This window comes from Kitasatospora sp. NPDC085464 (genome assembly GCF_044541955.1).
Lineage (GTDB): Bacteria > Actinomycetota > Actinomycetes > Streptomycetales > Streptomycetaceae > Kitasatospora.
In genome coordinates this window covers 1-22,419 of the sequence record NZ_JBITTM010000037.1, presented here as the reverse complement: position 1 = coordinate 22,419, position 22,419 = coordinate 1, and the positions used below count along the sequence as shown (strand labels likewise).

The following is a 22,419-nucleotide window of genomic DNA, read 5'->3' as shown; positions in this document are numbered from 1 at the left end:
CCGGGGCTGTCACCGGGGGCGCGGCGGTGGGATGGTGGGTGGCCGGTCGAGCGGTAACGGGGGGCGTGGCGTGGGCAGACGGTTGGCGGGTGCGGCGGTGGCCGGGGTGCTGGTGCTCGGCAGCGGGGTGGCGGTGGCCGCTCCGGCGTCGGCGGTGCCGGTGGTGCGGACGGCGGGGGCGGCGGGAGCGGCGCGTACGGCGCCGGAGCAGGTGCCGCAGGCGCGGGACGGGGCCGGGGCGCACCGGATCGCCCGGCTCGCCGGGTCCAAGTCGAAGTCGAAGACGAAGAAGAAGGTGAAGCGCGGCTTCTTCCACGGGTTCTTCCACGGCTTCCTCGGGTGGCTGACCACGGCGCTGCTGATCGCCCTGCTGGTGACGGTCCTGGTCGTCCTCTGGGTCAGGCGCTCGAACCGCCGCTAGCGGTCCGCGGGCCGCGGTCCGAGGGCGCGCAGTGCGGCGTCGACCAGGCGTTCGGCGTGGTCGTGGCCGAGCGGGCCGAGCCGGTACTGCCAGCGGTAGTGCAGCGGGCCGTAGAGGAGTTCGAGGGCCAGGTCGAGGTCGGCGTCGGGGGCGAGCTGGCCGGCCTCGCGGGCGCTGCGGAGGCGGTCGCGGGTGATCTCCAGCAGGGGGTCCAGCAGGCGGGTGCGGTACCGAGGGGCTGTTCCACGCGGTGCCGATGATCGCGGTGCCGCAGGCCGTCGACCAGTTCGCCAAGGCGGACGCGCTGGTGGGTCTCGGCGTCGCCCGCCGGCTGGACACCGACGCGGCCACCCCGGAGGCGCTGCGGGTGGCGCTGCTGGAGCTGGTCGGGGACCCTGCGGTGGCCGAGCGGCTGCGCGAGCTGTCCGCCGCCGGACGGGCCGAGGGCGGCACCGGCCGGGCGGTCGACCTGATCGAGGCGGAGCTCGGGTCGTAGGGGAGTACCGGCGGGGCGGTGGGGGTGGCGGGGGTGCGAGGGGGCTGCGGGGTGCGCTGTGGACGCCGAGGTCGGAGAATCCGAATGGCGAGCACCTGTTGTCATATCTTCATTCACCTGATGTGATGGTGTATATGGATATGCACAGTGCTGTGGCCCCCGACGCTCCGCTGGTCCTGGTCGGCAAGGCCGACGTCAGCGCCGAGGACGTTCTGGCCGTCGCCCGGGGCAACGCCCGGGTCGAGATCGGTCCCGACGCGCTCGCCGAGATGGCGGCCGCCCGTGCGCGGATCGACGCCCTCGCGGCCGAGCCGCGCCCCGTCTACGGCGTGTCGACCGGCTTCGGCGCGCTCGCCGTGCGGCACATCAGCCCCGAGCTGCGCGCCCAGCTGCAGCGGTCGCTGGTGCGCTCGCACGCCGCGGGCATGGGCCCGGCCGTCGAGCGCGAGGTGGTCCGCGCGCTGATGTTCCTGCGGATGAAGACGCTGGCCTCCGGCCGTACCGGGGTGCGTCCGCTGGTCGCGCAGACCATGGCCGCCCTGCTCAACGCCGGCATCACCCCGGTGGTCCGGGAGTTCGGCTCGCTCGGCTGCTCCGGTGACCTCGCGCCGCTGTCGCACTGCGCGCTGGTCCTGATGGGCGAGGGCACCGCCACCGGCCCGGACGGCGAGGAGAAGCCCGTCGCCGAGCTGCTCGCCGCCGCCGGCATCGAGCCGGTCGAGCTGCTGGAGAAGGAGGGACTGGCCCTCATCAACGGCACCGACGGCATGCTCGGCATGCTGGTCATGGCCATCTCCGACCTGCAGCGCCTGTTCACCACTGCTGACATCACCGCCGCCATGAGCCTGGAGGCGCTGCTCGGCACCGACAAGGTGCTCGCCCCCGAGCTGCACGCCCCGATCCGCCCGCACCCGGGCCAGGCGCTCAGCGCCGCCAACATGCTGGCCGTCCTCAAGGACTCCGGCCTCACCGGCCACCACCAGGACGACGCGCCGCGCGTCCAGGACGCGTACTCGATCCGCTGCGCCCCGCAGGTGGCCGGCGCCGGCCGCGACACCCTGGCGCACGCCCAGCTGGTCGCCTCCCGCGAGCTCGCCGCCTCGGTGGACAACCCGGTGGTGCTGCCGGACGGCCGGGTGGAGTCCAACGGAAACTTCCACGGCGCCCCGGTCGCGTACGTGCTGGACTTCCTCGCCATCGCCGCCGCCGACCTCGGCTCGATCTCCGAGCGCCGCACCGACCGGCTGCTCGACAAGGCCCGCTCGCACGGCCTGCCGGCCTTCCTGGCCGACGACCCGGGCGTGGACTCCGGCCTGATGATCGCCCAGTACACCCAGGCGGCGCTGGTCAGCGAGAACAAGCGGCTCGCCGTCCCGGCCTCGGTCGACTCGATCCCGTCCTCCGCGATGCAGGAGGACCACGTGTCGATGGGCTGGTCGGCCGCGCGCAAGCTGCGCCAGGCCGTCGACAACCTCGGCCGGATCCTCGCCGTCGAACTCACCGCCGCCGCCCGCGCGCTGGAGATCCGTCAGCAGGCCGACTCGGCCGGCCGGATCGCCCCGGCCTCCGCGGCCGCGCTGGCCGTCGCCCGGGAGGCGGGGGTCGGCGGCGCCGGCCGCGACCGCTTCCTCTCGCCGGACCTGGAGGCGGCCGCGGCGCTGGTCGCCTCCGGCGACCTGGTGCGCGCGGTCGAAGAGGTCACCGGCCCGCTGGCCTGACGCACCGCCGGCGCGGGGCGGCCGGGGCTCAGTCCCAGTCGCTCCGCGGCCGACGGTCCTCGCGGTTGCGGCGCTCGCCGAACGCGGCGGCGAAGTTGACCCCGACGATGCCCGCCCAGCAGACCAGCAGACCGGCGAAGCCGCCGTTCGTGGGGTTGCCGGCGATCGCGGTCAACGGGATGCCGAAGGCCATCGAGACCACCGCGAGCCCGCTGCCGGAGCGCTTGGTCCAGCCCTGGCGGCGGGACCGGTGGTGGCGGTCGCGGTACGGACCCGGCTCGTGGTCGTCCATCCGCTGCGCCACGGAGCGCTCGACCCGCGCGTCCAGGCGGGCGTCGAGGCGCTTCATGAAGGAGTCGACGAGCTCGTCCTCGTACTCCTTGCCGAGCTCCTTGCGGGCCTGCAGGGTGGCGTCGAGGTCGCGCCGCAGATCGTCCTGGCGAGTGTCCATGGGGTCCAGCCTGGCCCCGCGGTGACGCCCGGTCCATCCGTTCGCGGGGGGAATCCGGGCGGGCTCAGGGACAAATCAGGGTTACCCCGAGCCGGACCCGGCGACCGTCCGGGCCCGGCTCGGAAGTGTCCGGATACCGTTCGATCCGGTCCGATCCGCGGGACGTCTCACGTTGCGTCCCGCCGTACGAGACGTCTTTGCCAGGCGCGGCCCGCTGCTGCACAGTCGTCGTCCGAACCGCTCGCACCCGGAGGTACCGCTGATGACCGCCACCGACGAGACCGGCAGCGTCGGCCCCTCCGCCCGGCTGCTCCAGCTCTTCGAGGGCCACCGGCTGACGCCGACCCAGCGCCGGATCGCGCACTCCCTGGTGCGGCACGCCACCGAGGCGCCGTTCCTGTCCAGCGTCGAGGTCGCCGAACTCGCGGGCGTCAGCCAGCCCTCCGTCACCCGCTTCGCGGTCGCCCTCGGGTACGACGGCTACCCGGCGCTGCGCAAGCAGCTGCGCGAACTCGGCGGGGGAGAGCCGGCCGCGCCGGAGACCCCGGACGACGCGGTGCGCAACGAGCACCAGCAGGCCGTGCTCGCCGAGATCGCGCACCTGCGCCACCTCGCCGAACTCCTCGCCGATCCGGAGCCGATCATCCGGGCTGCCCGGCTGCTCGCCGCCTCCCGCCCGCTGCCCGTGCTCGGCCTGCGGGCCGCCTCGGCGCAGGCCCGTGGCTTCGCCTACTTCGCCGCCAAGGTGCACCCGGACATCCGGCTCCTGGACGAGGGCGGCAGCATGCTCGCCGACCGCCTCGAACAGGCCGCCGCGGCCGGGGCCACCGCGCTGCTCTGCTTCGCGCTGCCGCGCTACCCGCGGGAGTTGATGGACGCCCTGGCGGTGGCCCGGGAGTGCGGGCTGACCGTGCTCACCGTCGCCGACAGCGCCTTCGCGCCGGTCGCCAAGCTCTCCGACCTGATGCTGCCGGCCGCCGTCGGCACCGGGCTGGTCTTCGACACCGCGTGCGCGCCGATGATGCTCGGCCGGGTGCTGCTGCAGGCCATGTGCGACGAACTCCCGGGCGCGGAAGCCCGGTTGGAGGCGATCGAGCAGTCGGCGGCGGCGCGCGGGCTCTTCTTGGAATAGCCGCAGCCCGGAACGGACGCGGCCTGGAGCAGCGGCGGGGGAGTAGCCGTCACAAACCCGGGCATCCCCTCCTGCAGGGGGTGTCACCCATGCGCGTGATCCATGAGATGAAGTTCGTCGCCCGCCTGGCCTCGGGTGCCGACGAATGGTCCTGCCCCACCTGCGGGCGCCGAGTCACCCTGCGGCGCCTGCCCGAACCCGAACTGACCGTCCTCGACCCGGGCGACGAGTCCGCCGTCCACGTCGGCGTCATCGAACCCGACGCCCGCGCTGCCGTGGCCGCCGAGAAGTACGGCCTCGGCCCCGTCCAGAACATCCCCCGCCCGCCGTCCCCGCCCACCCCGGACGCCGACGACCGCCGCTGGCTCGCCGAGATCGGCATCGACTGGGACGGCGACGCGGCGGCCTGACTCAGCTGCGGGGCGCGTAGAGCGGGAGGTCGGAGGTGTCCAGGGCGGCGGGCAGCGGCGCGGGCAGCGGAACGGGCTCGCCGTACTTGCCGTGCAGGATGCCCTGGTAGGCACCGTCGCGGGGGTGGGTGTAGAGCGTCCAGGTGCCGTCGCGCGGGTCGAGCGCGAGGAGCGTCGGCACGCCCGCGACGGCGTACCAGCTGGTCTTGGTCGCGAGGTGGCTGACGGGCGACAGGGTGGGAACCACCTCGACGGCGAGGGCGGTGCGGCGAGGTTCGGCCAACCAGGCGTCGTTGTTCTCCCACTCGATGGGCAGTGCGAGCAGGTCGGGAGTCGCGTAGTCGTCCTCGGCGTCCGGCGGGCCGACGGGCGCCGACTCGTAGACGCCGAGTCCTCCGGCCAGTCGTGAGCCGATCCGTTCGCGGAGTCGTCGCACGGTTCCGGCGTGCTTGCCTCGGCGGGGCGGAGACATCAGCAGGGCGCCTCCGATGATCTCGACTCGCAGCTCCGTGCTGCGCTCGATCTCTTCCGCTGCTCGGCGCAGGGCGCCGGGGCGCACGGGGGTGGTTGCCATGAGGTCCTCTGATGGGCCGAGTGGCTGGTGTTCGGGGCCCCAGCGTATGGCGGGCGGCCGTGTTGTCTCACGCCTTGATCGGATTGTTCCGGGGTCTGGTCGAAACCCGCTTGTTTAGTTATATTCAGTCGAACAGAGCTTGAATGAATCCATCCGCAGGGAGGCCGGGACTATGGTGCAGCAGCAGGCGAGCGGGCCGCGCGAGGTGCGCGCGGCGCGTGGCACGGGGCTCACGACGCAGGGGTGGCAGCAGGAGGCCGCCCTGCGGATGCTGATGAACAACCTCGACCCCGAGGTGGCCGAGCACCCGTCGAAGCTGGTCGTGTACGGCGGCACCGGCAAGGCCGCGCGGGACTGGCGCTCCTTCGACGCCATGGTGAAGACGCTGCAGGGCCTGAAGCAGGACGAGACCATGCTGGTCCAGTCCGGCCGCCCGGTCGGCGTGATGCAGACCCACGAGTGGGCGCCGCGCGTGCTGATCGCCAACTCCAACCTGGTCGGCGACTGGGCCAACTGGGAGGAGTTCCGCCGACTGGAGAGCCTCGGGCTCACCATGTACGGCCAGATGACCGCCGGCTCGTGGATCTACATCGGCACCCAGGGCATCCTCCAGGGCACCTACGAGACCTTCGCCGCCGTCGCCAACAAGCGGTTCAACGGCACGCTGGAGGGCACCATCACCCTCACCGCCGGCCTCGGCGGCATGGGCGGCGCCCAGCCGCTGGCCGTCACCATGAACGGCGGCGTGGCGATCTGCATCGACTGCGACCCGTCCCGCATCTCCCGCCGGATCGAGCACCGCTACCTGGACGTCGAGGCCAAGGACCTCAGCCACGCGCTGGAGCTGGCCACCGCCGCCCGCGACAAGAAGCAGCCGCTCTCCATCGGCCTGCTGGGCAACGCCGCCGAGCTCTTCCCGCAGCTGCTCGCGATGGACGCGCCGATCGACATCGTCACCGACCAGACCAGCGCCCACGACCCGCTGAGCTACCTGCCGGTCGGCGTCGCCTTCGACGACATGGCGACCTACGCGGCCGAGAAGCCCGCCGAGTTCACCCAGCGCTCCCGCGAGTCGATGGCCAAGCACGTCGAGGCCATGGTCGGCTTCATGGACCGCGGCGCCGAGGTCTTCGACTACGGCAACTCGATCCGCGGCGAGGCCCAGCTGGCCGGCTACGACCGCGCCTTCGCCTTCCCCGGCTTCGTCCCCGCGTACATCCGCCCGCTGTTCTGCGAGGGCAAGGGCCCGTTCCGCTGGGCCGCGCTGTCCGGCGACCCGCAGGACATCCACAAGACCGACAAGGCCGTCCTCGACCTCTTCCCGGAGAACGAGTCGCTGCACCGCTGGATCAAGATGGCCCAGGAGAAGGTGCACTTCCAGGGCCTGCCCGCGCGCATCTGCTGGCTCGGCTACGGCGAGCGCGACAAGGCCGGCGAGCGCTTCAACGACATGGTCGCCTCGGGCGAGCTGTCCGCGCCGATCGTCATCGGCCGTGACCACCTGGACTGCGGCTCGGTCGCCTCCCCGTACCGGGAGACCGAGGCGATGCTGGACGGCTCGGACGCCATCGCCGACTGGCCGCTGCTCAACGCCATGGTCAACGTCGCCTCCGGCGCCTCCTGGGTCTCCATCCACCACGGCGGCGGCGTCGGCATCGGCCGCTCGATCCACGCCGGCCAGGTCACCGTCGCCGACGGCACCGCGCTGGCCGGGGAGAAGATCCGCCGGGTGCTCACCAACGACCCGGGCATGGGCGTCATCCGGCACGTGGACGCCGGCTACGACCGCGCCGACGAGGTCGCCGCCGAGCGTGGCGTGCGCGTCCCGATGGGTGAACTGTGACGGTCCCGTCCTTCGAGGAGATGTGGGCGGAGCTGCTCCCCGTGGGCCGCTCCGCCTCCACCGGCGGCTACCGCCGCTTCGCCTGGAACTCCGCCGACGCCGAGTGCCGCGCCTGGTTCGAGCAGCAGGCCCGCGACCGCGGTCTGGCGTACGAGCTGGACCGCAACGGCAACCAGTGGGCCTGGCTGGGCGATCCGCAGGCCGGCGGCGCCGTCGTCACCGGTTCCCACCTGGACTCCGTCCCGGACGGCGGCGCCTTCGACGGCCCGCTCGGGGTGGTCTCCTCCTTCGCCGCGCTGGACGAACTCCGCGCCCGGGGAACGGAGTTCACCCGGCCGCTGGCGATCGTCAACTTCGGGGACGAGGAGGGCGCCCGGTTCGGCGTGGCCTGCATCGGCTCCCGGCTGACCGCCGGCGTGCTCTCCCAGGAGGCCGCGTACGAGCTGCGCGACGCCGCCGGCGTCCGGCTGCCCGACGCGATGGAGAAGGCCGGCTACGACCCGACCGGGATCGGTGCGGACGACGACCGGCTGGCCCGGATCGGCGCCTTCGTCGAACTCCACGTCGAGCAGGGCCGCTACCTCGCCGAGGGGCAGCCGGTCGGGGTGGCCGGCGCGATCTGGCCGCACGGCCGCTGGCGGTTCGACTTCCACGGCGAGGCCAACCACGCCGGCACCACCCGGATCGAGGACCGCCGCGACCCGATGCTGACCTACGCCAACACCGTGCTCGCCGCCCGCAAGAAGGCGAAGCTGGCGGGCGCGCTGGCCACCTTCGGCAAGGTCGCGGTCGAGCCCAACGGCACCAACGCGATCGCCTCGCTGGTGCGCGGCTGGCTGGACTCCCGGGCGGCCGACGAGCGCACCCTCACCGCGCTGGTCGCCGAGATCGAGCAGGCCGCCGCCGAGCGCGGCGAGCGCGACGGCGTCCGGGTCGAGCTGACCCGCGAGTCCTACACCCCGGTGGTGGACTTCGACGGGCCGCTGCGCGACCGGCTCGCCAAGCTGCTGGACGCCCCGGTGCTGCCCACCGGGGCGGGACACGACGCCGGGATCCTGGCGTCCGCGATCCCGACCGCCATGCTGTTCGTGCGCAACCCCAGCGGCGTCTCCCACTCCCCGGCCGAACACGCCGAGGTGGCCGACTGCCTGGCCGGGGTCACCGCCCTCGCCGACGTACTGGAGGACCTCGCGTGTCAGTGACCGCAGTGAGCTACTGGGCCCAGTACGCCTGGCTGCCGCACCCCAACGGGCCGGTGGTCGAGCGGGACGTGCTGATCGCCACCGGCCCCGACGGCCGGACCACCTCGGTGACGCCGGACAGCGGGCCCTGCCCGCCCGGCGCCGTCCGGCTCGAAGGGCTGCTGCTGCCCGGGCAGGCGAACGCCCACTCGCACGCCTTCCACCGGGCGCTGCGCGGGCACGTGCAGGTCGGCTCCGGCACCTTCTGGACCTGGCGCGACACCATGTACCGCTTCGCCGGCGCGCTGGACCCGGACGCCTACCTGGAGCTCGCCACCGCCGTCTACGCCGAGATGGCGCTGGCCGGGATCACCGCCGTCGGCGAGTTCCACTACCTGCACCACGCGCCCGGCGGGGCCCGCTACACCGACCCGAACGCGATGGGCGAGGCGCTGATCGAGGCCGCCGCCCGGGCCGGCATCCGGATCACCCTGCTGGACACCTGCTACCTGTCGGCCGGCTTCGGCGCCGAGCCCACCAAGCCGCAGCAGCGGTTCAGCGACGGCGACGCGCAGGCCTGGGCCGAGCGCGTGGACGCGCTCAAGCCCCGTGAGCACGCCCGGATCGGCGCCGCCATCCACTCGGTCCGGGCCGTCCCGGCCGAGCAGCTGGGCATCGTCGCGCACTGGGCGGCGATGCGCAAGGCGCCGCTGCACGTCCACCTGTCCGAGCAGACCGCCGAGAACGACGCCTGCCTGACCGCGCACGGCGTCACCCCGACCCGGCTGCTCGCCGACCACGGCGCGCTCGGCCCGCGCACCTCGGTCGTGCACGCCACCCACCTCACCGACGAGGACGTCAAGCTCCTCACCGACTCCTCCACGACCGTCTGCATGTGCCCCACCACCGAACGGGACCTCGCGGACGGCATCGGCCCGGCCCGCCGGCTCGCCTCGGCGGGCTGCCCGATCACCCTGGGCAGCGACAGCCACGCGGTCATCGACCCGTTCGAGGAGGCCCGCGCGCTGGAGCTGGACGAGCGGCTGCGCACCCGGACCCGCGGCCACTGGACGGCCAACGCGCTGCTGCGGGCCGGCACCGAGGACGGCCACGCCTCGCTGGGCTGGCCGGAGGCCGGCCGGGTCGAGGCCGGGGCGCTCGCCGACTTCACGGTGATCGCGCTGGACTCGGTCCGCACCGCGGGCCCGCCGCCCCGGCTCGGCGCCGAGATCGCGGTCTTCGCCGCCTCGGCGGCGGACGTGCGGCACGTGGTGGTCGGCGGCCGGCACGTCGTGCGGGACGGCGTGCACCAGCTGGTGGCCGACGTGCCCGGCGCGCTGCGGTCCGCCATCGGCGCGCTGGACTGCTGAACCCCCGTCGAACGCCCCGCCGAACCCCGTCCGCTGCTGGAACCCCAGTCCACCTCCCTCCGGAAGGCCTTGTCTTGAGCACCAGGACCACCTTGATCACGGGCATCGGCAGCCTGGTCACCAACGACCCCGGACAGGGCAGCGGGCCGCTCGGCCTGCTGACCGACGCAGCCGTGGTGCTGGACGGCGCCACCGTCGCCTGGGTCGGCCCGGCGGCACAGGCCCCGGCGGCGGACGAGCGCTTCGACGCCGAGGGCCGGGCCCTGCTGCCCGGCTTCGTCGACTCGCACGCCCACCTGGTGTTCGCCGGCGACCGCACCGCCGAGTTCAACGCCCGGATGTCCGGGCAGGCGTACACGGCGGGCGGGATCCGCACCACCGTGGCGGCCACCCGCGCCGCGAGCGACGCCGAACTGGAGGCCAACCTGGACCGGTTCGTCCGGGAGGCGCTGCGCCAGGGCACCACCACCATCGAGTGCAAGTCCGGCTACGGGCTGACGGTGGCGGACGAGGCCCGGGCGCTGCGGATCGCCTCCCGGCACACCCCGGAGACCACCTACCTCGGCGCGCACGTGGTGGCGCCCGAGTACGCCGAGGACCCGGCCGGGTACGTCGACCTGGTCACCGGCGAGATGCTGGACGCCTGCGCCCCGCACGCCCGCTGGGTGGACGTGTTCTGCGAGAAGGGCGCCTTCGACGGCGACCAGGCGCGGGCGATCCTGACCGCCGGCATCGAGCGCGGCCTCACCCCCCGGGTCCACGCCAACCAGCTCTCGTACGGGCCCGGCGTGCAGCTCGCCGTCGAGCTGGGGGCCGCCTCGGCGGACCACTGCACCCACCTGACGGACGAGGACGTGGCGGCGCTGGCCGGCTCGGGGACGGTCGCGACCCTGCTGCCGGGGGCGGAGTTCTCCACCCGGGCCGAGTACCCGAGCGGGCGCCGGCTGCTGGACGCGGGGGCGGTCGTGGCGCTGTCCACCGACTGCAACCCGGGCTCCAGCTTCACGAGCTCGATGGCGTTCTGCATCGCGGTGGCGGTGCGGGAGATGGGGATGACGCCGGACGAGGCGGTCCGGGCGGCCACCGCGGGCGGCGCCCAGGCGCTGCGGCGCACCGACGTCGGCGTGGTCGCGCCCGGCGCCCGCGCCGACCTGCTGCTGCTCGACGCACCCTCGCACGTCCACCTGGCCTACCGGCCGGGCGTGCCGCTGACGGCCGCGGTCTGGCGAGCGGGCGTCCGCGAGGTCTGACCGACGGTCTGCGGGAGGCCCCCGCGCCCCCGGGGTGGCGGGCGCGGGGGCCTTTCGTCGTCTTCGGGCCCCCGCTGTTCGCGGGGGCCTTTCGCCGTTCCCGGGCCCCCGCCGTTCGCGGGGCCCGTTCTTCTTCGAGACCTGTTCGCGGCCCATTGTTCTCCGAGCCCCGCCGCCGCACGCGGCACCGTGGGCGGAAGAACGACCGGGGCCGCCGTGGATCTCAGGAATCCACGGCGGCCCCGGAAGCGGTGGGCCGGTCAGGCGGGCGTCAGTGGACGCCGCCCATGAGGGCCTGGACGCGCTTGCGGCCCATGAAGACCGCGACGCCGGCCAGGGCAGCGAGCGCTGCCTGCAGCGCGATGATCCCGGTGCCGTCCAGGTTGACGCCGGCCAGCGAGAGCAGGCTGGTGGTGCAGTCACCGGCGGTGACGGCGAGGAACCAGACGCCCATCATCTGGGAGGCGTACTTCTGCGGCGCCATCTTGGTGGTGACCGAGAGGCCGACCGGGGAGAGGCACAGCTCGCCGATGGTCTGGATCATGTAGATCGAGACGAGCCACATCGGGGAGACCTTGCCGTCGCCCGCCATGTTCATCGGGACGATGAAGATGAAGAACGAGGCGCCGATCAGGACCAGGCCCATCGCGAACTTCACGATGGTGTTGGGCTCCTTGTTCCGGCGGGACAGCCACAGCCACAGCCAGGCGAAGACCGGCGCGAGCGCCATCACGAACAGCGGGTTCAGCGACTGGTACCAGGTGGCCGAGAAGCCGAAGCCGAGCAGGGTGTCGGCGGTCTTGCCGTCCGCGAACAGCGAGAGCGTCGAGCCGCCCTGGTCGTAGATCATCCAGAAGATGGCGGCCGCGGCGAAGAACCAGATGTACGCGGACATCTTGGACTGCTCGCCGGCGCTCAGGTCCTTGTCGCGCTTTATGCGGGTCAGGACGACGACCGGGATGAGCAGACCGGCGATGGTCAGCGGCACCAGGGCCCAGTTCAGCGTGTAGACGCCCAGGGCGACGACGGCGCCGTAGAAGACGGCGATCGCGAGGACGGTCGCACCGGCCTTCAGCAGCAGGCTCTTGCGCTCGGCGGGCATGAGCGGGTTGGGGACCAGGCTGCTCTTGGGGCTCAGGTGGCGGGTGCCCAGCAGGAACTGCAGCAGGCCGAGACCCATGCCGACGGCGGCCAGGGCGAAGCCGAGGTGCCAGTTGTACTCCTTGCCGACCGTTCCGATGATGAACGGGGCGGCGAAGGCACCGAGGTTGATGCTCATGTAGAAGACGGTGAAACCACCGTCGCGGCGCGGGTCCTCGGGGCCGTTGTACAGGTGGCCGACCATCGTGGAGATGTTGGCCTTCAGCAGCCCGGAGCCGAGCGCGACCAGGAGCAGGCCGGCGAAGAACGCCGCCTGGCCCGGGACGGCCAGCGCGAGGTGGCCGGCCATGATCACGAAACCGGCGACGGTGACGGTCTTGCGGGCACCCCAGACCCGGTCGCCGAACCAGCCGCCGGGGTAGGCCATGAGGTAGACCATGGAGACGTAGACGGAGTAGATCGCCGTCGCCATCGTCGCCTTCATGGCGAGGCCGCCGCCCTGGCTGCCGGCTGCCGCGTCGGCACCGCCGGAGACCAGGTAGTAGATGAGCAGGGCGCGCATGCCGTAGTAGGAGAAGCGCTCCCACATCTCGGTCATGAACAGCGTGGCGAGGCCTCGGGGGTGCCCGAGGAAGGTCTTGCCGCTGGGGGAGGTCGACGCGAGGTCGGCAGCCCGGGTGGTAGACGCCATGTGTAGTGGTTCCTTGCCTGACAGCGTCCGCCTAGGGGGGTGGCGGCGGACGTGGACGAAACCACTCTACGTGGCGATATTTGGCTCTATCAGATGACAAAAGGCATGGATTAGGTATGCCGATGGCAAAGGGATCAACGGATCTTCCCGATCGATCCATGGTAGATGGGGTTCTCTTCCTTCGGATTCAAGATCGAGAAGGGGAATCTGCGCCGAACCGGCGGACTGCAACGCCCTGTTGAGATCACTTGAATGCTTGTATAACGATCACGCTCTGTGAACTACCTCACAGGGCGTCCGGGCATACCCCGGCGGACTACCATCACCACATGACCTGTGTGCTGCTCGCCGAGGACGATCCGGCGATCTCCGAACCGCTCGCCCGGGCCCTGCGACGCGAGGGCTATGAGGTGCTCGTCCGCGAGGACGGTCCGACCGCACTGGCCGCCGGCCTCACCGAGGAGGTCGACCTCGTCGTCCTCGACCTCGGGCTGCCCGAGATGGACGGCCTTGAGGTCTGCCGCCGGCTGCGCGCCGACGGCAAGAGCTGCCCCGTCCTGGTGCTCACCGCCCGCGCCGACGAGGTGGACACCGTGGTCGGCCTGGACGCCGGCGCCGACGACTACGTCACCAAGCCCTTCCGCCTGGCCGAACTGCTGGCCCGCGTCCGGGCGCTGCTCCGGCGCGGCAACGTCGACCAGCTCACCACCGGCGCGCACGGGGTGAAGATCGACATCGAGTCGCACCGCGCCTGGCTCGGCGACGAGGAGCTCACCCTCTCCGCCAAGGAGTTCGAGCTGCTGCGCGTCCTGGTCCGGGACGCCGGCCGGGTGGTCACCCGCGAGGAGATCATGCGGCAGGTCTGGGACACCACCTGGTGGACCTCGACCAAGACCCTGGACATGCACATCTCCTGGCTCCGCAAGAAGCTCGGCGACGATGCGGCGAACCCCCGCTACATCGCCACCGTGCGCGGGGTGGGGTTCCGGTTCGAGAAGAATTAGCCCCGTACGGACACCAGGACCGGGCCACGGCCGGTGAAGCGGAAGACCTCGGGGAGCGGCAGCGTGAAACGCCGGATGATCAACTCGCTGCTGGGCGTCGTCCTGGTGGTGGTCGTGGTGTTCTGCGTGCCGCTCGCCCTGGTGGAGAAGCGCACCATCGTCAACTCGGCCCAGGACCGGGTCGACGCAGCCGCCGTCCGGGTGCTCGCCCTGGTCGAGAGCCGGATCGCGGCGGGCGAGTCGGTCACCAACGAGCGGGCCTTCGAGAGCCAGGTCACCGAGGGCAGCTACGTCGAGGTGCAGGTCCCCGGCCAGCCGGTCCTCTCGGCCGGTCAGCGCCCGGCCGGCGACCACCTGCTGAAGGCCGTCGAGCGCGGCAACAGCGGCGAGACCGTCACCGTCGAGCAGTCCCGCGCGGACGTCGACCACGAGATCGCCAACAACCTGCTGCTGCTCGGCGTGGTCGCCCTGCTGGCCGTCCAGGCCGCCGTGGCGCTCGCGGTCTGGCAGGCCAAGCGGCTCGCCCGGCCGCTCACCGACCTCGCCGAGACCGCCGAACGGCTCGGCTCCGGTGACCCGCGCCCGCGCGACCGCCGCTACGGGGTGCCCGAACTCGACCGGGTCGCCGAGGTGCTGGACACCAGCGCCGAGCGGATCGCCCGGATGCTCACCGCCGAGCGCCGGCTCGCCGCCGACGCCTCGCACCAGCTGCGCACCCCGCTCACCGCGCTCTCCATGCGGCTGGAGGAGATCATCGCCCTCGCCGAGGACCCGGAGACGGTCAAGGAGGAGGCGACCATCGCCCTCCAGCAGGTCGAGCGGCTCACCGACGTCGTCCAGCGGCTGCTCACCACCCAGCGCGACCCGCGCAGCCCCACCGCCGTCGCCTTCGACCTGGACGAGGTCATCAAGCAGCAGGTGGAGGAGTGGGGGCCGTCGCTCCGCGAGACCGGCCGGGTGCTGTCCCTGGAGGGCCTGCACGGGGTCACCGCGGTCGGCACCCCGGGGACGGTCGCCCAGGTGCTGGCCACCCTGATCGAGAACTCGCTGATGCACGGCGCCGGGACGATCACCCTGCGGGTCCGGCCGTCCGGCACCTCGGTGGTGGTCGAGGTGCAGGACCAGGGCGCCGGGGTGCCGCCGGACCTCGGCAACCGGGTGTTCGAGCGCGCGGTCAGCGGCCGCAACTCCACCGGCATCGGCCTCGCCGTCGCCCGCGACCTCGCGGAGGCGGACGGCGGGCGGCTCGAACTGCTCTCGCTGAAGCCCCCGGTGTTCGCGCTCTTCCTCGGGCGCAGCCAGGAGGACTGACGGGCCACCGGCCCGTCCTCCGGCCCGTGCCGACGGGCCCCGACGGGGTCAGGCGCCGGGGAGCACGCCGAGCTGGCGCATCAGGCCCATCACGTCCCACTGCCACCAGCCCTCGCAGATCTTCCCGTCCTCGAAGCGGAAGGTGGTCGTGCCGCGGCCGACCACCGACTTGCCGGTGTTCGGCACGCCCATGAAGTCGGCCTTCTGGGTGGCGTGCCAGGTCCACCGGGTGGCCACCTCGTCGCCCTCGGCGATCTGGCCCTCGGTGTCGAAGCGGAAGTCGAAGGCGCCCAGGTAGCCGCTGCAGCGCTCCCGGAACGCGGCCGGGCCGACGGCGTCGCTCTCGCTGCCGTAGTCGTGGTCGCGGTAGTCGGCGGTCATGCACTCGTCGATGACGTCGAGGTTGCCGCGGGACAGCTCCTCCAGGACCCGGCTCGCGGTGGCCTTGTCGAAACCGAGATCGCGGGTCACGTCGAGGTCGGTGAAGGTCGGCGGCATGTCGCAGAGCGCCACCATCTCGCGGAAGATCCGGTCGGTCTCGGGCAGGCGGGAGTTCTTCATCGCCTCGTCGTAGGAGGGGAACTCCACGATCTCCACCACGTGCCTGGTGTCGGAACGGTCGGTCCCCACCACCGCGTGGGAGGCGGTCCGCTTGCCCCTGGTCGCCTCGACCCAGGTGTCCATCAGCCGGTTGAGGTCGTCGAGCCTGTCGGTCTTGCAGTCGATGATCTGGACGAACGTCATGGCGAGCCTCCTGGACCCCCCTCGGCCGTGATCGTTCGCCGACCGCGCTCGCCTTCGGTAACCACTCTCCTCCGGCGGTGGCGGGGGCGGCAAGCCCGGGAAACGGCGAACCCCGGCGGCCGGGTCGGCCTGCCGGGGCTGCGGTGGTACGCGGGGGAGGGGGCTACTCGGCCTTCGCGTAGCGGATCTGCTCGGTGGCGAGCATCAGCTCGGCCTGGGCGGCCAGGTCCTGGCCGTCGGCGGCGCCCACCGGCTGCTGGGCCGGCAGCTCGACCGGCGCCGGGTCGGCCTTGAACACCCAGGTCCGGTACGAGACGAAGCGGAACACGGTGGCCACCGCGAGGCCGATCACCTTGGCGCCCAGCTGCTCGTAGTGCGAGTCCAGCTTCAGCACGTACACCGAGAAGCCGAGCACGCCGGTCTCGATCAGCATGCCGATGCCGCTGTAGACGAGGAAGAGGGTGATCTCCCGCTTGCGGGAGGCGGCGTCGCGGTCGCGGTACAGCCAGTAGCGGTAGCCCAGGTAGTTGGTCGCGATCGCGATCACCGTCGCCGCGATGTTCGACCGCACCGAGGCCAGCCCCAGGCCGTTGATGCAGACCCAGAAGACGGCGAAGTTGACCACCACGCCGCTCAGGCCGACGATGCCGAACTTCACGACTTCGCCCTGGAGCCCGCGCAGTTTCTGCGCGAGCGAGGAGTTCGAAGCTGCGGTCGTCGCCATACCGGACTGCCTCCATGTGCCTGCGGGACGAAAGGGCCTGACGCGACTGTGCGGCCGCCCCTTGAGCCCTGCGTGCACGCACATGATCGGACCGCGTAGACCAGGACCTGGCCGTCCAGGCTACCCGCTTCCACCGGACGGCTCAGCCGCGAGGCCCCCCACTTGACATCTACGCGCGTCCGCTCCCCGAGGTCCGCCGGCGGCTCCACCACCCCCCACCGGCCCGGATATCCTGGCGGGGTGACTTCCCCGGGCAATGTGAATTTTCCAGTGGTGGGCATGATCGGCGGCGGGCAGCTGGCCCGCATGGCACACCAGGCGGGCATCCCGCTCGGGGTCAGGTTCAAACTCCTCGCCGACACGCCCCAGGACTCCGCCGCACAGGTGGTCTCCGACGTCGTCCTCGGTGACTACCGCGACCTCGACACCCTGCGGCGCTTCGCCGCCGGCTGCGACGTGATCACCTTCGACCACGAGCACGTCCCCACCGAGCACCTGCGGGCCCTGGAGGCCGACGGCATCGCCGTCCGCCCCGGCCCGGAGGCGCTGGTCAACGCCCAGGACAAGGGCGTGATGCGGGCCAAGCTGGACTCCATCGGGGTGCCCTGCCCCCGGCACCGGATCGTCGCCGACCCGGCCGACGTCACCGCGTTCGCCGAGGAGGGCTCCGGCTACCCGGTCGTCCTGAAGACCGTCCGCGGCGGCTACGACGGCAAGGGCGTCTGGGTCGTCGACGACGAGCAGGAGGCCCAGGCCCCGTTCCTGGCCGGCGTCCCCGTGCTGGCCGAGGAGAAGGTCGACTTCGTCCGCGAGCTGGCCGCCAGCGTCGTCCGCTCGCCCAGCGGCCAGGCCGTCGCCTACCCGGTCGTGGAGAGCGTCCAGGAGAACGGCGTCTGCGCCGAGGTCACCGCCCCGGCGCCCGGCCTCGACCCGGCGCTGTCCGACGAGGCCCAGCAGCTCGCCCTGCGGATCGCCGGCGAGCTCGGCATCACCGGCCACCTCGCCGTCGAGCTGTTCCAGACCCGCGACGGCCGGATCCTGGTCAACGAGCTGGCCATGCGCCCGCACAATTCCGGGCACTGGACCCAGGACGGCGCCGTCACCTCGCAGTTCGAGAACCACCTGCGGGCCGTCCTCGACCTCCCGCTCGGCGACCCCCGGCCGCGCGCCAAGTGGACCGTCATGGTCAACGTCCTCGGCGGCGACTACCCGGACATGTACCACGCCTTCCTGCACTGCATGGCCCGCGACCCCGGGCTGCGGATCCACATGTACGGGAAGGACGTGAAGCCCGGCCGCAAGGTCGGTCACGTCAACGTCTTCGGGGACGACCTCGAAGACGTCCGCGAGCGCGCCCGCCACGCGGCCGCCTACCTGCGAGGAACGATCACCGAATGACCTCTCCAGTCGTTGGCATCGTCATGGGCTCGGACTCCGACTGGCCCGTCATGGAGGCCGCCGCCCAGGCCCTGGACGAGTTCGAGATCCCGTACGAGGTGGACGTCGTCTCCGCCCACCGGATGCCGCGCGAGATGGTCGCGTACGGCGAGAACGCCCACAAGCGCGGACTCAAGGCGATCATCGCCGGCGCCGGCGGCGCGGCCCACCTGCCGGGCATGCTGGCCTCCGTCACCCCGCTGCCGGTCATCGGCGTGCCGGTGCCGCTGCGCTACCTGGACGGCATGGACAGCCTGCTGTCGATCGTCCAGATGCCCGCCGGTGTCCCGGTGGCGACCGTCTCGGTGGCCGGCGCGCGCAACGCGGGCCTGCTCGCGGTGCGGATGCTCGCCGCCTTCGACGCCGAACTCGCCGAGAAGATGACCGACTTCCAGGCCGAGCTGAACAGCCAGGCCACCGAGAAGGGCAAGAAGCTCCGGGCCAAGGTGGCCGGTTCCGGCTCCTTCGGCTTCGGCAAGTAATCCCGCTGGTGGGGTGGGGGTAGAACAGGCCGTATGACTTCTCCGACGGACTCCCCCGCCCCGCTGGACCGCGCCCGCGCCCTGCTGCGCACCGCCCCCGTGGTGGACGGCCACAACGACCTCCCGTGGGCGATGCGCGAGCAGGCCGGGTACGACCTCGGCGCGCTCGACCTCGCCGCCGACCAGAGCGACCGCCTGCACACCGACCTCGCCCGCCTCGCGGAGGGCGGGGTCGGCGCGCAGTTCTGGTCCGTCTACGTCCCCGCCTCGCTGGCCGGCGACCACGCGGTGAGCGCCACCCTGGAGCAGGTCGACTTCGTCCACACCCTGGTCGAGCGCTACCCCGACCGGCTCCGCCTCGCCCGTACCGCCGCCGACATGGAGGCCGCCCGCGCGGAGGGCCGGATCGCGTCCCTGATGGGCGCCGAGGGCGGCCACTCCATCGACTGCTCGCTCGCCACCCTGCGCGCCCTGTACGAGCTGGGCGTGCGCTACCTGACGCTCACCCACAACGACAACGTGCCGTGGGCCGACTCCGCGACCGACGAGCCGGTCGCCGGTGGGCTGACCCGCTTCGGCGAGGAGGTCGTCCGGGAGATGAACCGGCTCGGCATGCTGGTCGACCTCTCGCACGTCTCCGCCGACACCATGCGGGACGCCCTGCGGGTCACCGAGGCGCCGGTGGTCTTCTCGCACTCCTCCGCCCGCGCGGTCTGCGACCACCCGCGCAACATCCCGGACGACGTGCTCGCCCAGCTGCCCGCCAACGGCGGCGTGGCGATGGCCACCTTCGTGCCCAAGTTCATCCTGCCCGCCGCCATCGAGTGGACCCTCGCCGCCGACGCGAACATGAGCGCCCACGGCTTCCACCCACTGGACACCACCCCGCCGGCCATGGAGCGCCAGCGCGCCTTCGAGGCCGAGCACCCGCGCCCGATCGCCACCCCCGCCACCGTCGCCGACCACCTCGACCACATGCGCGAGGTCGCCGGTATCGACCACATCGGCATCGGCGGCGACTTCGACGGCACCGCCTTCCTGCCGGACGGCCTGGACTCGGTGGCCGGCTACCCCAACCTGGTCGCCGAACTCCTGCGCCGGCACTGGTCGGAGGCCGACCTGGCCAAGCTCACCTGGCACAACGCCGTCCGCGTGCTGCGCGACGCCGAGTCCGTCGCCGCCACGCTGCGGGCGAGCCGCCGGCCGTCCATCGCGGCCATCGCGCAGCTGGACGGCGAGCGCTCCTGAACCGCTGAACTCCTGGTCCGGGCTCCTAGTCCAGCAGCGGGATCTCGATGGCCGGGCACTTGTCCATCACCATCGCCAGCCCGGCCTCCCGGGTGCGCGCGTACGCGGCCTCGTCCACCACCCCCAGCTGGAACCAGACCGCCTTCGCCCCGACCTCGACGGCCTCGTCTGCCACCTCGCCGGCCAGCGCGCTGTGTACGAACACGTCCACCACGTCGACCTGGAACGGGATCTCGGCGAGCGAGGCGTAGCCCTGCTCGCCGAGGACCGTCTCGGCCTTCGGGTGCACCGGCACGACGCGCTTGCCGTAGCGCTGCAGGACCCGGGCCACCCCGTACGCGGCCCTGGCCGTGTTGGTGGAGAGGCCGACCACGGCCCAGGTGTCTCCGGTGTCGGTGAGGATCTCGCGGACCGTCGCGTCGTCGCCGTAGCTCGTCATGCCGGTACCAACGACGGTCGCGGGCGCGGGATTCCGGCCCGGGCTCGGCGGGATTCCGGCCCGGCTCAGGTGTCGAAGGCGCGGAGCTTGACGCGGGCGGTGCCGTCGGCCTCGTAGGTGGCGTCCAGGTGGACGAACATGGCCTGCCCGTCGGGGCGGGAGGCGTCGGCGTTCCCGAAGCTCAGGCCGGAGGCGTTGTCGGTCCCGGGCCTCACCCGCGGGAAGGCGGCGGTCAGCCGCTGGGCCAGTTCGTCCCGGGGCATCCGGAACTCCACGGTGTAGCCGCGGTCCTGCCAGCCCCCGTCGTCCGTGCAGACGGCCCCGGTGGCCTGGGCGGGCATCGAGCCGCCCGCGAACTCCATCGCCTCCGAGCAGCCGACCGCGTGGGGCTTGCCGCCCTCGGTCAGCAGGAGTGCGCAGAAGCCGAGGAAGGCGAGCGGCGCGATCAGGACGACCCCCAGGAAGGCGAGCGACAGCCAGGTGACCCACCTGTGCCGTCCGGCGTGCCGGTCGACGCGTTCGGCGTGCATGAAGAACCCCCCGGTCTCCCCGTACCGGCACGACCGCCGGTGCACCCGGATCCTCGCACATGACTTGAACGCGTTCAAATCATCGCTTCGGGGCAAACGGAAGCGCCCGCCCCCGGGGTCGGGGACGGGCGCCGGAAGCGGGGATCAGCTGGGGCGGCCCAGGGCGCGGTAGGTCCAGCCGGCGGCGCGCCAGGCGTCGGCGTCCAGGACGTTGCGGCCGTCGAGGAGGCGGCGCTCGGCGACCACCGCGCCCAGCTCGGCCGGGTCCAGCTCGCGGAACTCGGCCCACTCGGTGAGGTGGAGGACGACGTGGGCGCCCTCGGCGGCCTCCAGGGCGGAGTCGGCGTACGCGAGCGAGGGGAACATCTTGCGGGCGTTGTCCACGGCCTTCGGGTCGTAGACGGTGACCTGGGCGCCCTGGAGCTGGATCTGGGCGGCCACGTTCAGGGCGGGGGAGTCCCGGATGTCGTCCGAGTTGGGCTTGAAGGCCGCACCGAGGACGGCGACCCGGCGGCCCAGGAAGCCGCCGCCGCACTGCTCGCGGGCCAGCTCGACCATCCGGGAGCGGCGCCGCATGTTGATCGAGTCGACCTCGCGCAGGAAGGTCAGCGCCTGGTCGGCGCCGAGCTCGCCGGCCCGGGCCATGAACGCGCGGATGTCCTTGGGCAGGCAGCCGCCGCCGAAGCCGAGGCCGGAGTTGAGGAACTTGCGGCCGATCCGCTCGTCGTGGCCGAGTGCCGTGGAGAGCAGGGTGACGTCCGCACCGGCCGCCTCGCAGACCTCGGCCATCGCGTTGATGAAGGAGATCTTGGTGGCAAGGAAGGAGTTGGCGGCGGCCTTGACCAGCTCGGCGGTCGCGTAGTCGGTGACCAGGAACGGCACCCCGGCCGCGATCGGCTCGGCGTACACCTCGCGCAGCAGCCGCTCGGCCCGCTCGCTCTGGGCGCCGACCACGATGCGGTCCGGCCGCAGGGTGTCCTGGACGGCGAAGCCCTCGCGCAGGAACTCCGGGTTCCAGGCGAGCTCGGCGGCCTCGCCGACCGGCGCCAGGGCGGTCAGCCGCTCGGCCAGTCGGGCCGCCGAGCCGACCGGGACGGTGGACTTGCCGACCACCAGCGCGGGCCGGGTCAGGTGCGGCGCCAGCTCGTCGATCACGGTGTCCACGTACGACATGTCGGCGGCGAACTCGCCCTTGCGCTGCGGGGTGTTGACGCAGACGAAGTGCACGTCGGCGAACTCGGCGACCTCCTCGACGGAGGTGGTGAAGCGCAGTCGCCCGGTCGAACCCTCGTGCCCGGCCACGTGCTTGAGCAGCAGCTCGGACAGGCCCGGCTCGTACATCGGGACGCGGCCGGCGGTGAGCATGGCGATCTTGTCCGGGTCGATGTCCAGACCCAGCACCTCGAAGCCGAACTCGGCCATGGCGGCGGCATGCGTGGCGCCGAGGTAGCCGGTGCCGATCACGGAGATGCGGAGGGTCACGGGTTCTCCCTGGAGGCGGACTCGACCGGTCAGGATGCGGATCCGACCGGTACCGATGCCCCTGATGCTATCCGTCCGGTCCGGGCGTGCAGGGGCCGCCCGCACGCCCGGGGCGCTAGGCAGCCGCAGGTCGGAGCCCTAGGATCTCTACTGAACGGTAGTTAACCCCGGATTCGACGTCGATCGGACCGGATCGAGCGGACCGGATCCGACTTCGGTCACTGGACTTCGGTCACTGGACGACGAGGCAGGCATCACATGGCGGGCAGCGCAGGGGCGGCTGACTTCGATCTCTTCCGTGTCTCCGAGGAGCACGAGATGCTCCGTGAGGCGGTGCGTTCGCTGGCTGAGGCGAAGATCGCTCCGTTCGCGGCGGAGGT

Annotated in this window: 22 protein-coding genes and 2 pseudogenes; 15 read left to right on the top strand and 9 right to left on the bottom strand. The window is 72.5% G+C overall.

Features of this window, described 5'->3' with window-relative positions; genetic code table 11:
- The first annotated feature begins 70 nt into the window (after window positions 1-70).
- The gene (locus ACIGG8_RS29620) at window positions 71-421 is read left to right on the top strand and encodes a hypothetical protein (protein ID WP_396551833.1); all 351 of its coding nucleotides are present in this window, start codon (window positions 71-73) and stop codon (window positions 419-421) included.
- Here the strand turns inward: ACIGG8_RS29620 and ACIGG8_RS29615 are convergent.
- Window positions 418-618, bottom strand: coding sequence for a TetR/AcrR family transcriptional regulator C-terminal ligand-binding domain-containing protein (locus ACIGG8_RS29615; RefSeq protein ID WP_396551877.1), 201 nt, complete (start codon window positions 616-618; stop codon window positions 418-420). The genes ACIGG8_RS29620 and ACIGG8_RS29615 overlap by 4 nt on opposite strands.
- A 20-nt stretch (window positions 619-638) precedes the next feature.
- Between ACIGG8_RS29615 and ACIGG8_RS29610 the strand changes: the two are divergent.
- Both ACIGG8_RS29610 and hutH read left to right on the top strand, forming a co-directional pair.
- Window positions 639-917, top strand: a pseudogene (locus ACIGG8_RS29610) (glycosyl transferase); the annotation flags it as partial.
- 140 nt (window positions 918-1,057) lie between these two features.
- Entirely contained in the window at window positions 1,058-2,635 is a 1,578-nt protein-coding gene (gene hutH, locus ACIGG8_RS29605) for a histidine ammonia-lyase (protein WP_396551832.1), read from the top strand.
- A 28-nt stretch (window positions 2,636-2,663) separates the two neighbouring features.
- On the opposite strand, the gene ACIGG8_RS29600 is transcribed toward hutH, so the two are convergent.
- On the bottom strand, window positions 2,664-3,086 hold the full coding sequence (locus ACIGG8_RS29600) for a hypothetical protein (protein ID WP_396551831.1): 423 nt from the start codon (window positions 3,084-3,086) through the stop codon (window positions 2,664-2,666).
- A gap of 262 nt (window positions 3,087-3,348) precedes the next feature.
- On the opposite strand from ACIGG8_RS29600, the gene ACIGG8_RS29595 reads away from it, so the two are divergent.
- Together ACIGG8_RS29595 and ACIGG8_RS29590 are read left to right on the top strand one after the other, a co-directional pair.
- On the top strand, window positions 3,349-4,218 hold the full coding sequence (locus ACIGG8_RS29595) for a MurR/RpiR family transcriptional regulator (RefSeq protein ID WP_396551830.1): 870 nt from the start codon (window positions 3,349-3,351) through the stop codon (window positions 4,216-4,218).
- 89 nt (window positions 4,219-4,307) lie between these two features.
- A complete protein-coding gene (locus ACIGG8_RS29590) occupies window positions 4,308-4,628 on the top strand; it encodes a hypothetical protein (RefSeq protein WP_396551829.1) in 321 nt (106 codons plus the stop codon).
- Between the two features lies 1 nt (window position 4,629).
- Here ACIGG8_RS29590 and ACIGG8_RS29585 read toward each other — a convergent pair whose 3' ends face one another.
- Window positions 4,630-5,202, bottom strand: a complete 573-nt coding sequence (locus ACIGG8_RS29585; protein ID WP_396551828.1) for a Uma2 family endonuclease — start codon at window positions 5,200-5,202, stop codon at window positions 4,630-4,632.
- Between the two features lie 172 nt (window positions 5,203-5,374).
- Here ACIGG8_RS29585 and hutU point away from each other — a divergent pair, with 172 nt between their 5' ends.
- The 4 genes from hutU to hutI all read left to right on the top strand — a co-directional run bounded on the left by hutU (window position 5,375) and on the right by hutI (window position 10,846).
- Window positions 5,375-7,045 (top strand): urocanate hydratase, encoded by a 1,671-nt coding sequence (hutU, locus tag ACIGG8_RS29580; RefSeq protein WP_396551827.1) that lies wholly within the window; start codon window positions 5,375-5,377, stop codon window positions 7,043-7,045.
- Between the two features lie 20 nt (window positions 7,046-7,065).
- Entirely contained in the window at window positions 7,066-8,247 is a 1,182-nt protein-coding gene (locus ACIGG8_RS29575; protein WP_350520100.1) for an allantoate amidohydrolase, read from the top strand.
- A complete protein-coding gene (locus ACIGG8_RS29570) occupies window positions 8,244-9,596 on the top strand; it encodes a formimidoylglutamate deiminase (protein ID WP_396551876.1) in 1,353 nt (450 codons plus the stop codon). The genes ACIGG8_RS29575 and ACIGG8_RS29570 overlap by 4 nt, the downstream gene beginning before the upstream one ends.
- 74 nt (window positions 9,597-9,670) lie before the next feature.
- Window positions 9,671-10,846 carry an imidazolonepropionase gene (gene hutI / locus ACIGG8_RS29565; RefSeq protein WP_396551826.1) on the top strand — a complete coding sequence of 392 codons (1,176 nt, stop codon included), beginning with the start codon at window positions 9,671-9,673 and terminating at the stop codon, window positions 10,844-10,846.
- Window positions 10,847-11,117: 271 nt separating this feature from the next.
- Here hutI and ACIGG8_RS29560 read toward each other — a convergent pair whose 3' ends face one another.
- A complete protein-coding gene (locus tag ACIGG8_RS29560) occupies window positions 11,118-12,638 on the bottom strand; it encodes a peptide MFS transporter (protein WP_396551825.1) in 1,521 nt (506 codons plus the stop codon).
- 329 nt (window positions 12,639-12,967) lie between these two features.
- Between ACIGG8_RS29560 and ACIGG8_RS29555 the strand changes: the two genes are divergently transcribed.
- Both ACIGG8_RS29555 and ACIGG8_RS29550 read left to right on the top strand, forming a co-directional pair.
- Window positions 12,968-13,642: a response regulator transcription factor gene (locus tag ACIGG8_RS29555; protein ID WP_030058577.1), complete on the top strand. Its 675-nt coding sequence runs from the start codon at window positions 12,968-12,970 to the stop codon at window positions 13,640-13,642.
- 63 nt (window positions 13,643-13,705) lie between these two features.
- Window positions 13,706-14,953, top strand: coding sequence for an ATP-binding protein (locus tag ACIGG8_RS29550; RefSeq protein WP_350520046.1), 1,248 nt, complete (start codon window positions 13,706-13,708; stop codon window positions 14,951-14,953).
- A 48-nt stretch (window positions 14,954-15,001) separates the two neighbouring features.
- Here the strand turns inward: ACIGG8_RS29550 and ACIGG8_RS29545 are convergent, their stop codons facing one another.
- Window positions 15,002-15,697, bottom strand: a complete 696-nt coding sequence (locus ACIGG8_RS29545; protein ID WP_396551824.1) for an ester cyclase — start codon at window positions 15,695-15,697, stop codon at window positions 15,002-15,004.
- Between the two features lie 163 nt (window positions 15,698-15,860).
- Entirely contained in the window at window positions 15,861-16,421 is a 561-nt protein-coding gene (locus tag ACIGG8_RS29540) for a GtrA family protein (RefSeq protein WP_350520048.1), read from the bottom strand.
- A 258-nt stretch (window positions 16,422-16,679) separates the two neighbouring features.
- Here ACIGG8_RS29540 and ACIGG8_RS29535 point away from each other — a divergent pair, with 258 nt between their 5' ends.
- Genes ACIGG8_RS29535 through ACIGG8_RS29525 form a run of 3 tightly spaced genes read left to right on the top strand, consistent with a single transcriptional unit; the run spans window position 16,680 to window position 19,588 of the window.
- Window positions 16,680-17,819: a 5-(carboxyamino)imidazole ribonucleotide synthase gene (locus ACIGG8_RS29535; RefSeq protein WP_396551823.1), complete on the top strand. Its 1,140-nt coding sequence runs from the start codon at window positions 16,680-16,682 to the stop codon at window positions 17,817-17,819.
- On the top strand, window positions 17,816-18,340 hold the full coding sequence (purE, locus tag ACIGG8_RS29530; protein ID WP_396551822.1) for a 5-(carboxyamino)imidazole ribonucleotide mutase: 525 nt from the start codon (window positions 17,816-17,818) through the stop codon (window positions 18,338-18,340). The genes ACIGG8_RS29535 and purE overlap by 4 nt, the downstream gene beginning before the upstream one ends.
- Before the next feature lie 33 nt (window positions 18,341-18,373).
- The gene (locus tag ACIGG8_RS29525; protein WP_396551821.1) at window positions 18,374-19,588 is read left to right on the top strand and encodes a dipeptidase; all 1,215 of its coding nucleotides are present in this window, start codon (window positions 18,374-18,376) and stop codon (window positions 19,586-19,588) included.
- A 25-nt stretch (window positions 19,589-19,613) separates the two neighbouring features.
- On the opposite strand, the gene ACIGG8_RS29520 is transcribed toward ACIGG8_RS29525, so the two are convergent.
- The 3 genes from ACIGG8_RS29520 to ACIGG8_RS29510 all read right to left on the bottom strand — a co-directional run bounded on the left by ACIGG8_RS29520 (window position 19,614) and on the right by ACIGG8_RS29510 (window position 22,039).
- On the bottom strand, window positions 19,614-20,027 hold the full coding sequence (locus tag ACIGG8_RS29520) for a CoA-binding protein (protein WP_396551820.1): 414 nt from the start codon (window positions 20,025-20,027) through the stop codon (window positions 19,614-19,616).
- A gap of 65 nt (window positions 20,028-20,092) precedes the next feature.
- Window positions 20,093-20,557 carry a hypothetical protein gene (locus ACIGG8_RS29515; protein WP_396551819.1) on the bottom strand — a complete coding sequence of 155 codons (465 nt, stop codon included), beginning with the start codon at window positions 20,555-20,557 and terminating at the stop codon, window positions 20,093-20,095.
- Window positions 20,558-20,701: 144 nt separating this feature from the next.
- Window positions 20,702-22,039 carry a UDP-glucose dehydrogenase family protein gene (locus tag ACIGG8_RS29510; protein WP_396551818.1) on the bottom strand — a complete coding sequence of 446 codons (1,338 nt, stop codon included), beginning with the start codon at window positions 22,037-22,039 and terminating at the stop codon, window positions 20,702-20,704.
- 258 nt (window positions 22,040-22,297) lie between these two features.
- Between ACIGG8_RS29510 and ACIGG8_RS29505 the strand changes: the two are divergent.
- Window positions 22,298-22,419 (top strand): annotated as a pseudogene (locus ACIGG8_RS29505) (acyl-CoA dehydrogenase); the annotation flags it as partial.

What these genes read in the sequence shown, in the direction of transcription:
- hutH (WP_396551832.1), top strand. Translation starts at nt 1,058, where the DNA reads ATGCACAGTGCTGTGGCCCCCGACGCTCCGCTGGTCCTGGTCGGCAAG.
- ACIGG8_RS29600 (WP_396551831.1), bottom strand. Translation starts at nt 3,086, where the DNA reads ATGGACACTCGCCAGGACGATCTGCGGCGCGACCTCGACGCCACCCTG.
- ACIGG8_RS29595 (WP_396551830.1), top strand. Translation starts at nt 3,349, where the DNA reads ATGACCGCCACCGACGAGACCGGCAGCGTCGGCCCCTCCGCCCGGCTG.
- ACIGG8_RS29590 (WP_396551829.1), top strand. Translation starts at nt 4,308, where the DNA reads ATGCGCGTGATCCATGAGATGAAGTTCGTCGCCCGCCTGGCCTCGGGT.
- ACIGG8_RS29585 (WP_396551828.1), bottom strand. Translation starts at nt 5,202, where the DNA reads ATGGCAACCACCCCCGTGCGCCCCGGCGCCCTGCGCCGAGCAGCGGAA.
- hutU (WP_396551827.1), top strand. Translation starts at nt 5,375, where the DNA reads ATGGTGCAGCAGCAGGCGAGCGGGCCGCGCGAGGTGCGCGCGGCGCGT.
- ACIGG8_RS29575 (WP_350520100.1), top strand. Translation starts at nt 7,066, where the DNA reads ATGTGGGCGGAGCTGCTCCCCGTGGGCCGCTCCGCCTCCACCGGCGGC.
- ACIGG8_RS29560 (WP_396551825.1), bottom strand. Translation starts at nt 12,638, where the DNA reads ATGGCGTCTACCACCCGGGCTGCCGACCTCGCGTCGACCTCCCCCAGC.
- ACIGG8_RS29555 (WP_030058577.1), top strand. Translation starts at nt 12,968, where the DNA reads ATGACCTGTGTGCTGCTCGCCGAGGACGATCCGGCGATCTCCGAACCG.
- ACIGG8_RS29545 (WP_396551824.1), bottom strand. Translation starts at nt 15,697, where the DNA reads ATGACGTTCGTCCAGATCATCGACTGCAAGACCGACAGGCTCGACGAC.
- ACIGG8_RS29540 (WP_350520048.1), bottom strand. Translation starts at nt 16,421, where the DNA reads ATGGCGACGACCGCAGCTTCGAACTCCTCGCTCGCGCAGAAACTGCGC.
- purE (WP_396551822.1), top strand. Translation starts at nt 17,816, where the DNA reads ATGACCTCTCCAGTCGTTGGCATCGTCATGGGCTCGGACTCCGACTGG.
- ACIGG8_RS29525 (WP_396551821.1), top strand. Translation starts at nt 18,374, where the DNA reads ATGACTTCTCCGACGGACTCCCCCGCCCCGCTGGACCGCGCCCGCGCC.
- ACIGG8_RS29520 (WP_396551820.1), bottom strand. Translation starts at nt 20,027, where the DNA reads ATGACGAGCTACGGCGACGACGCGACGGTCCGCGAGATCCTCACCGAC.
- ACIGG8_RS29515 (WP_396551819.1), bottom strand. Translation starts at nt 20,557, where the DNA reads ATGCACGCCGAACGCGTCGACCGGCACGCCGGACGGCACAGGTGGGTC.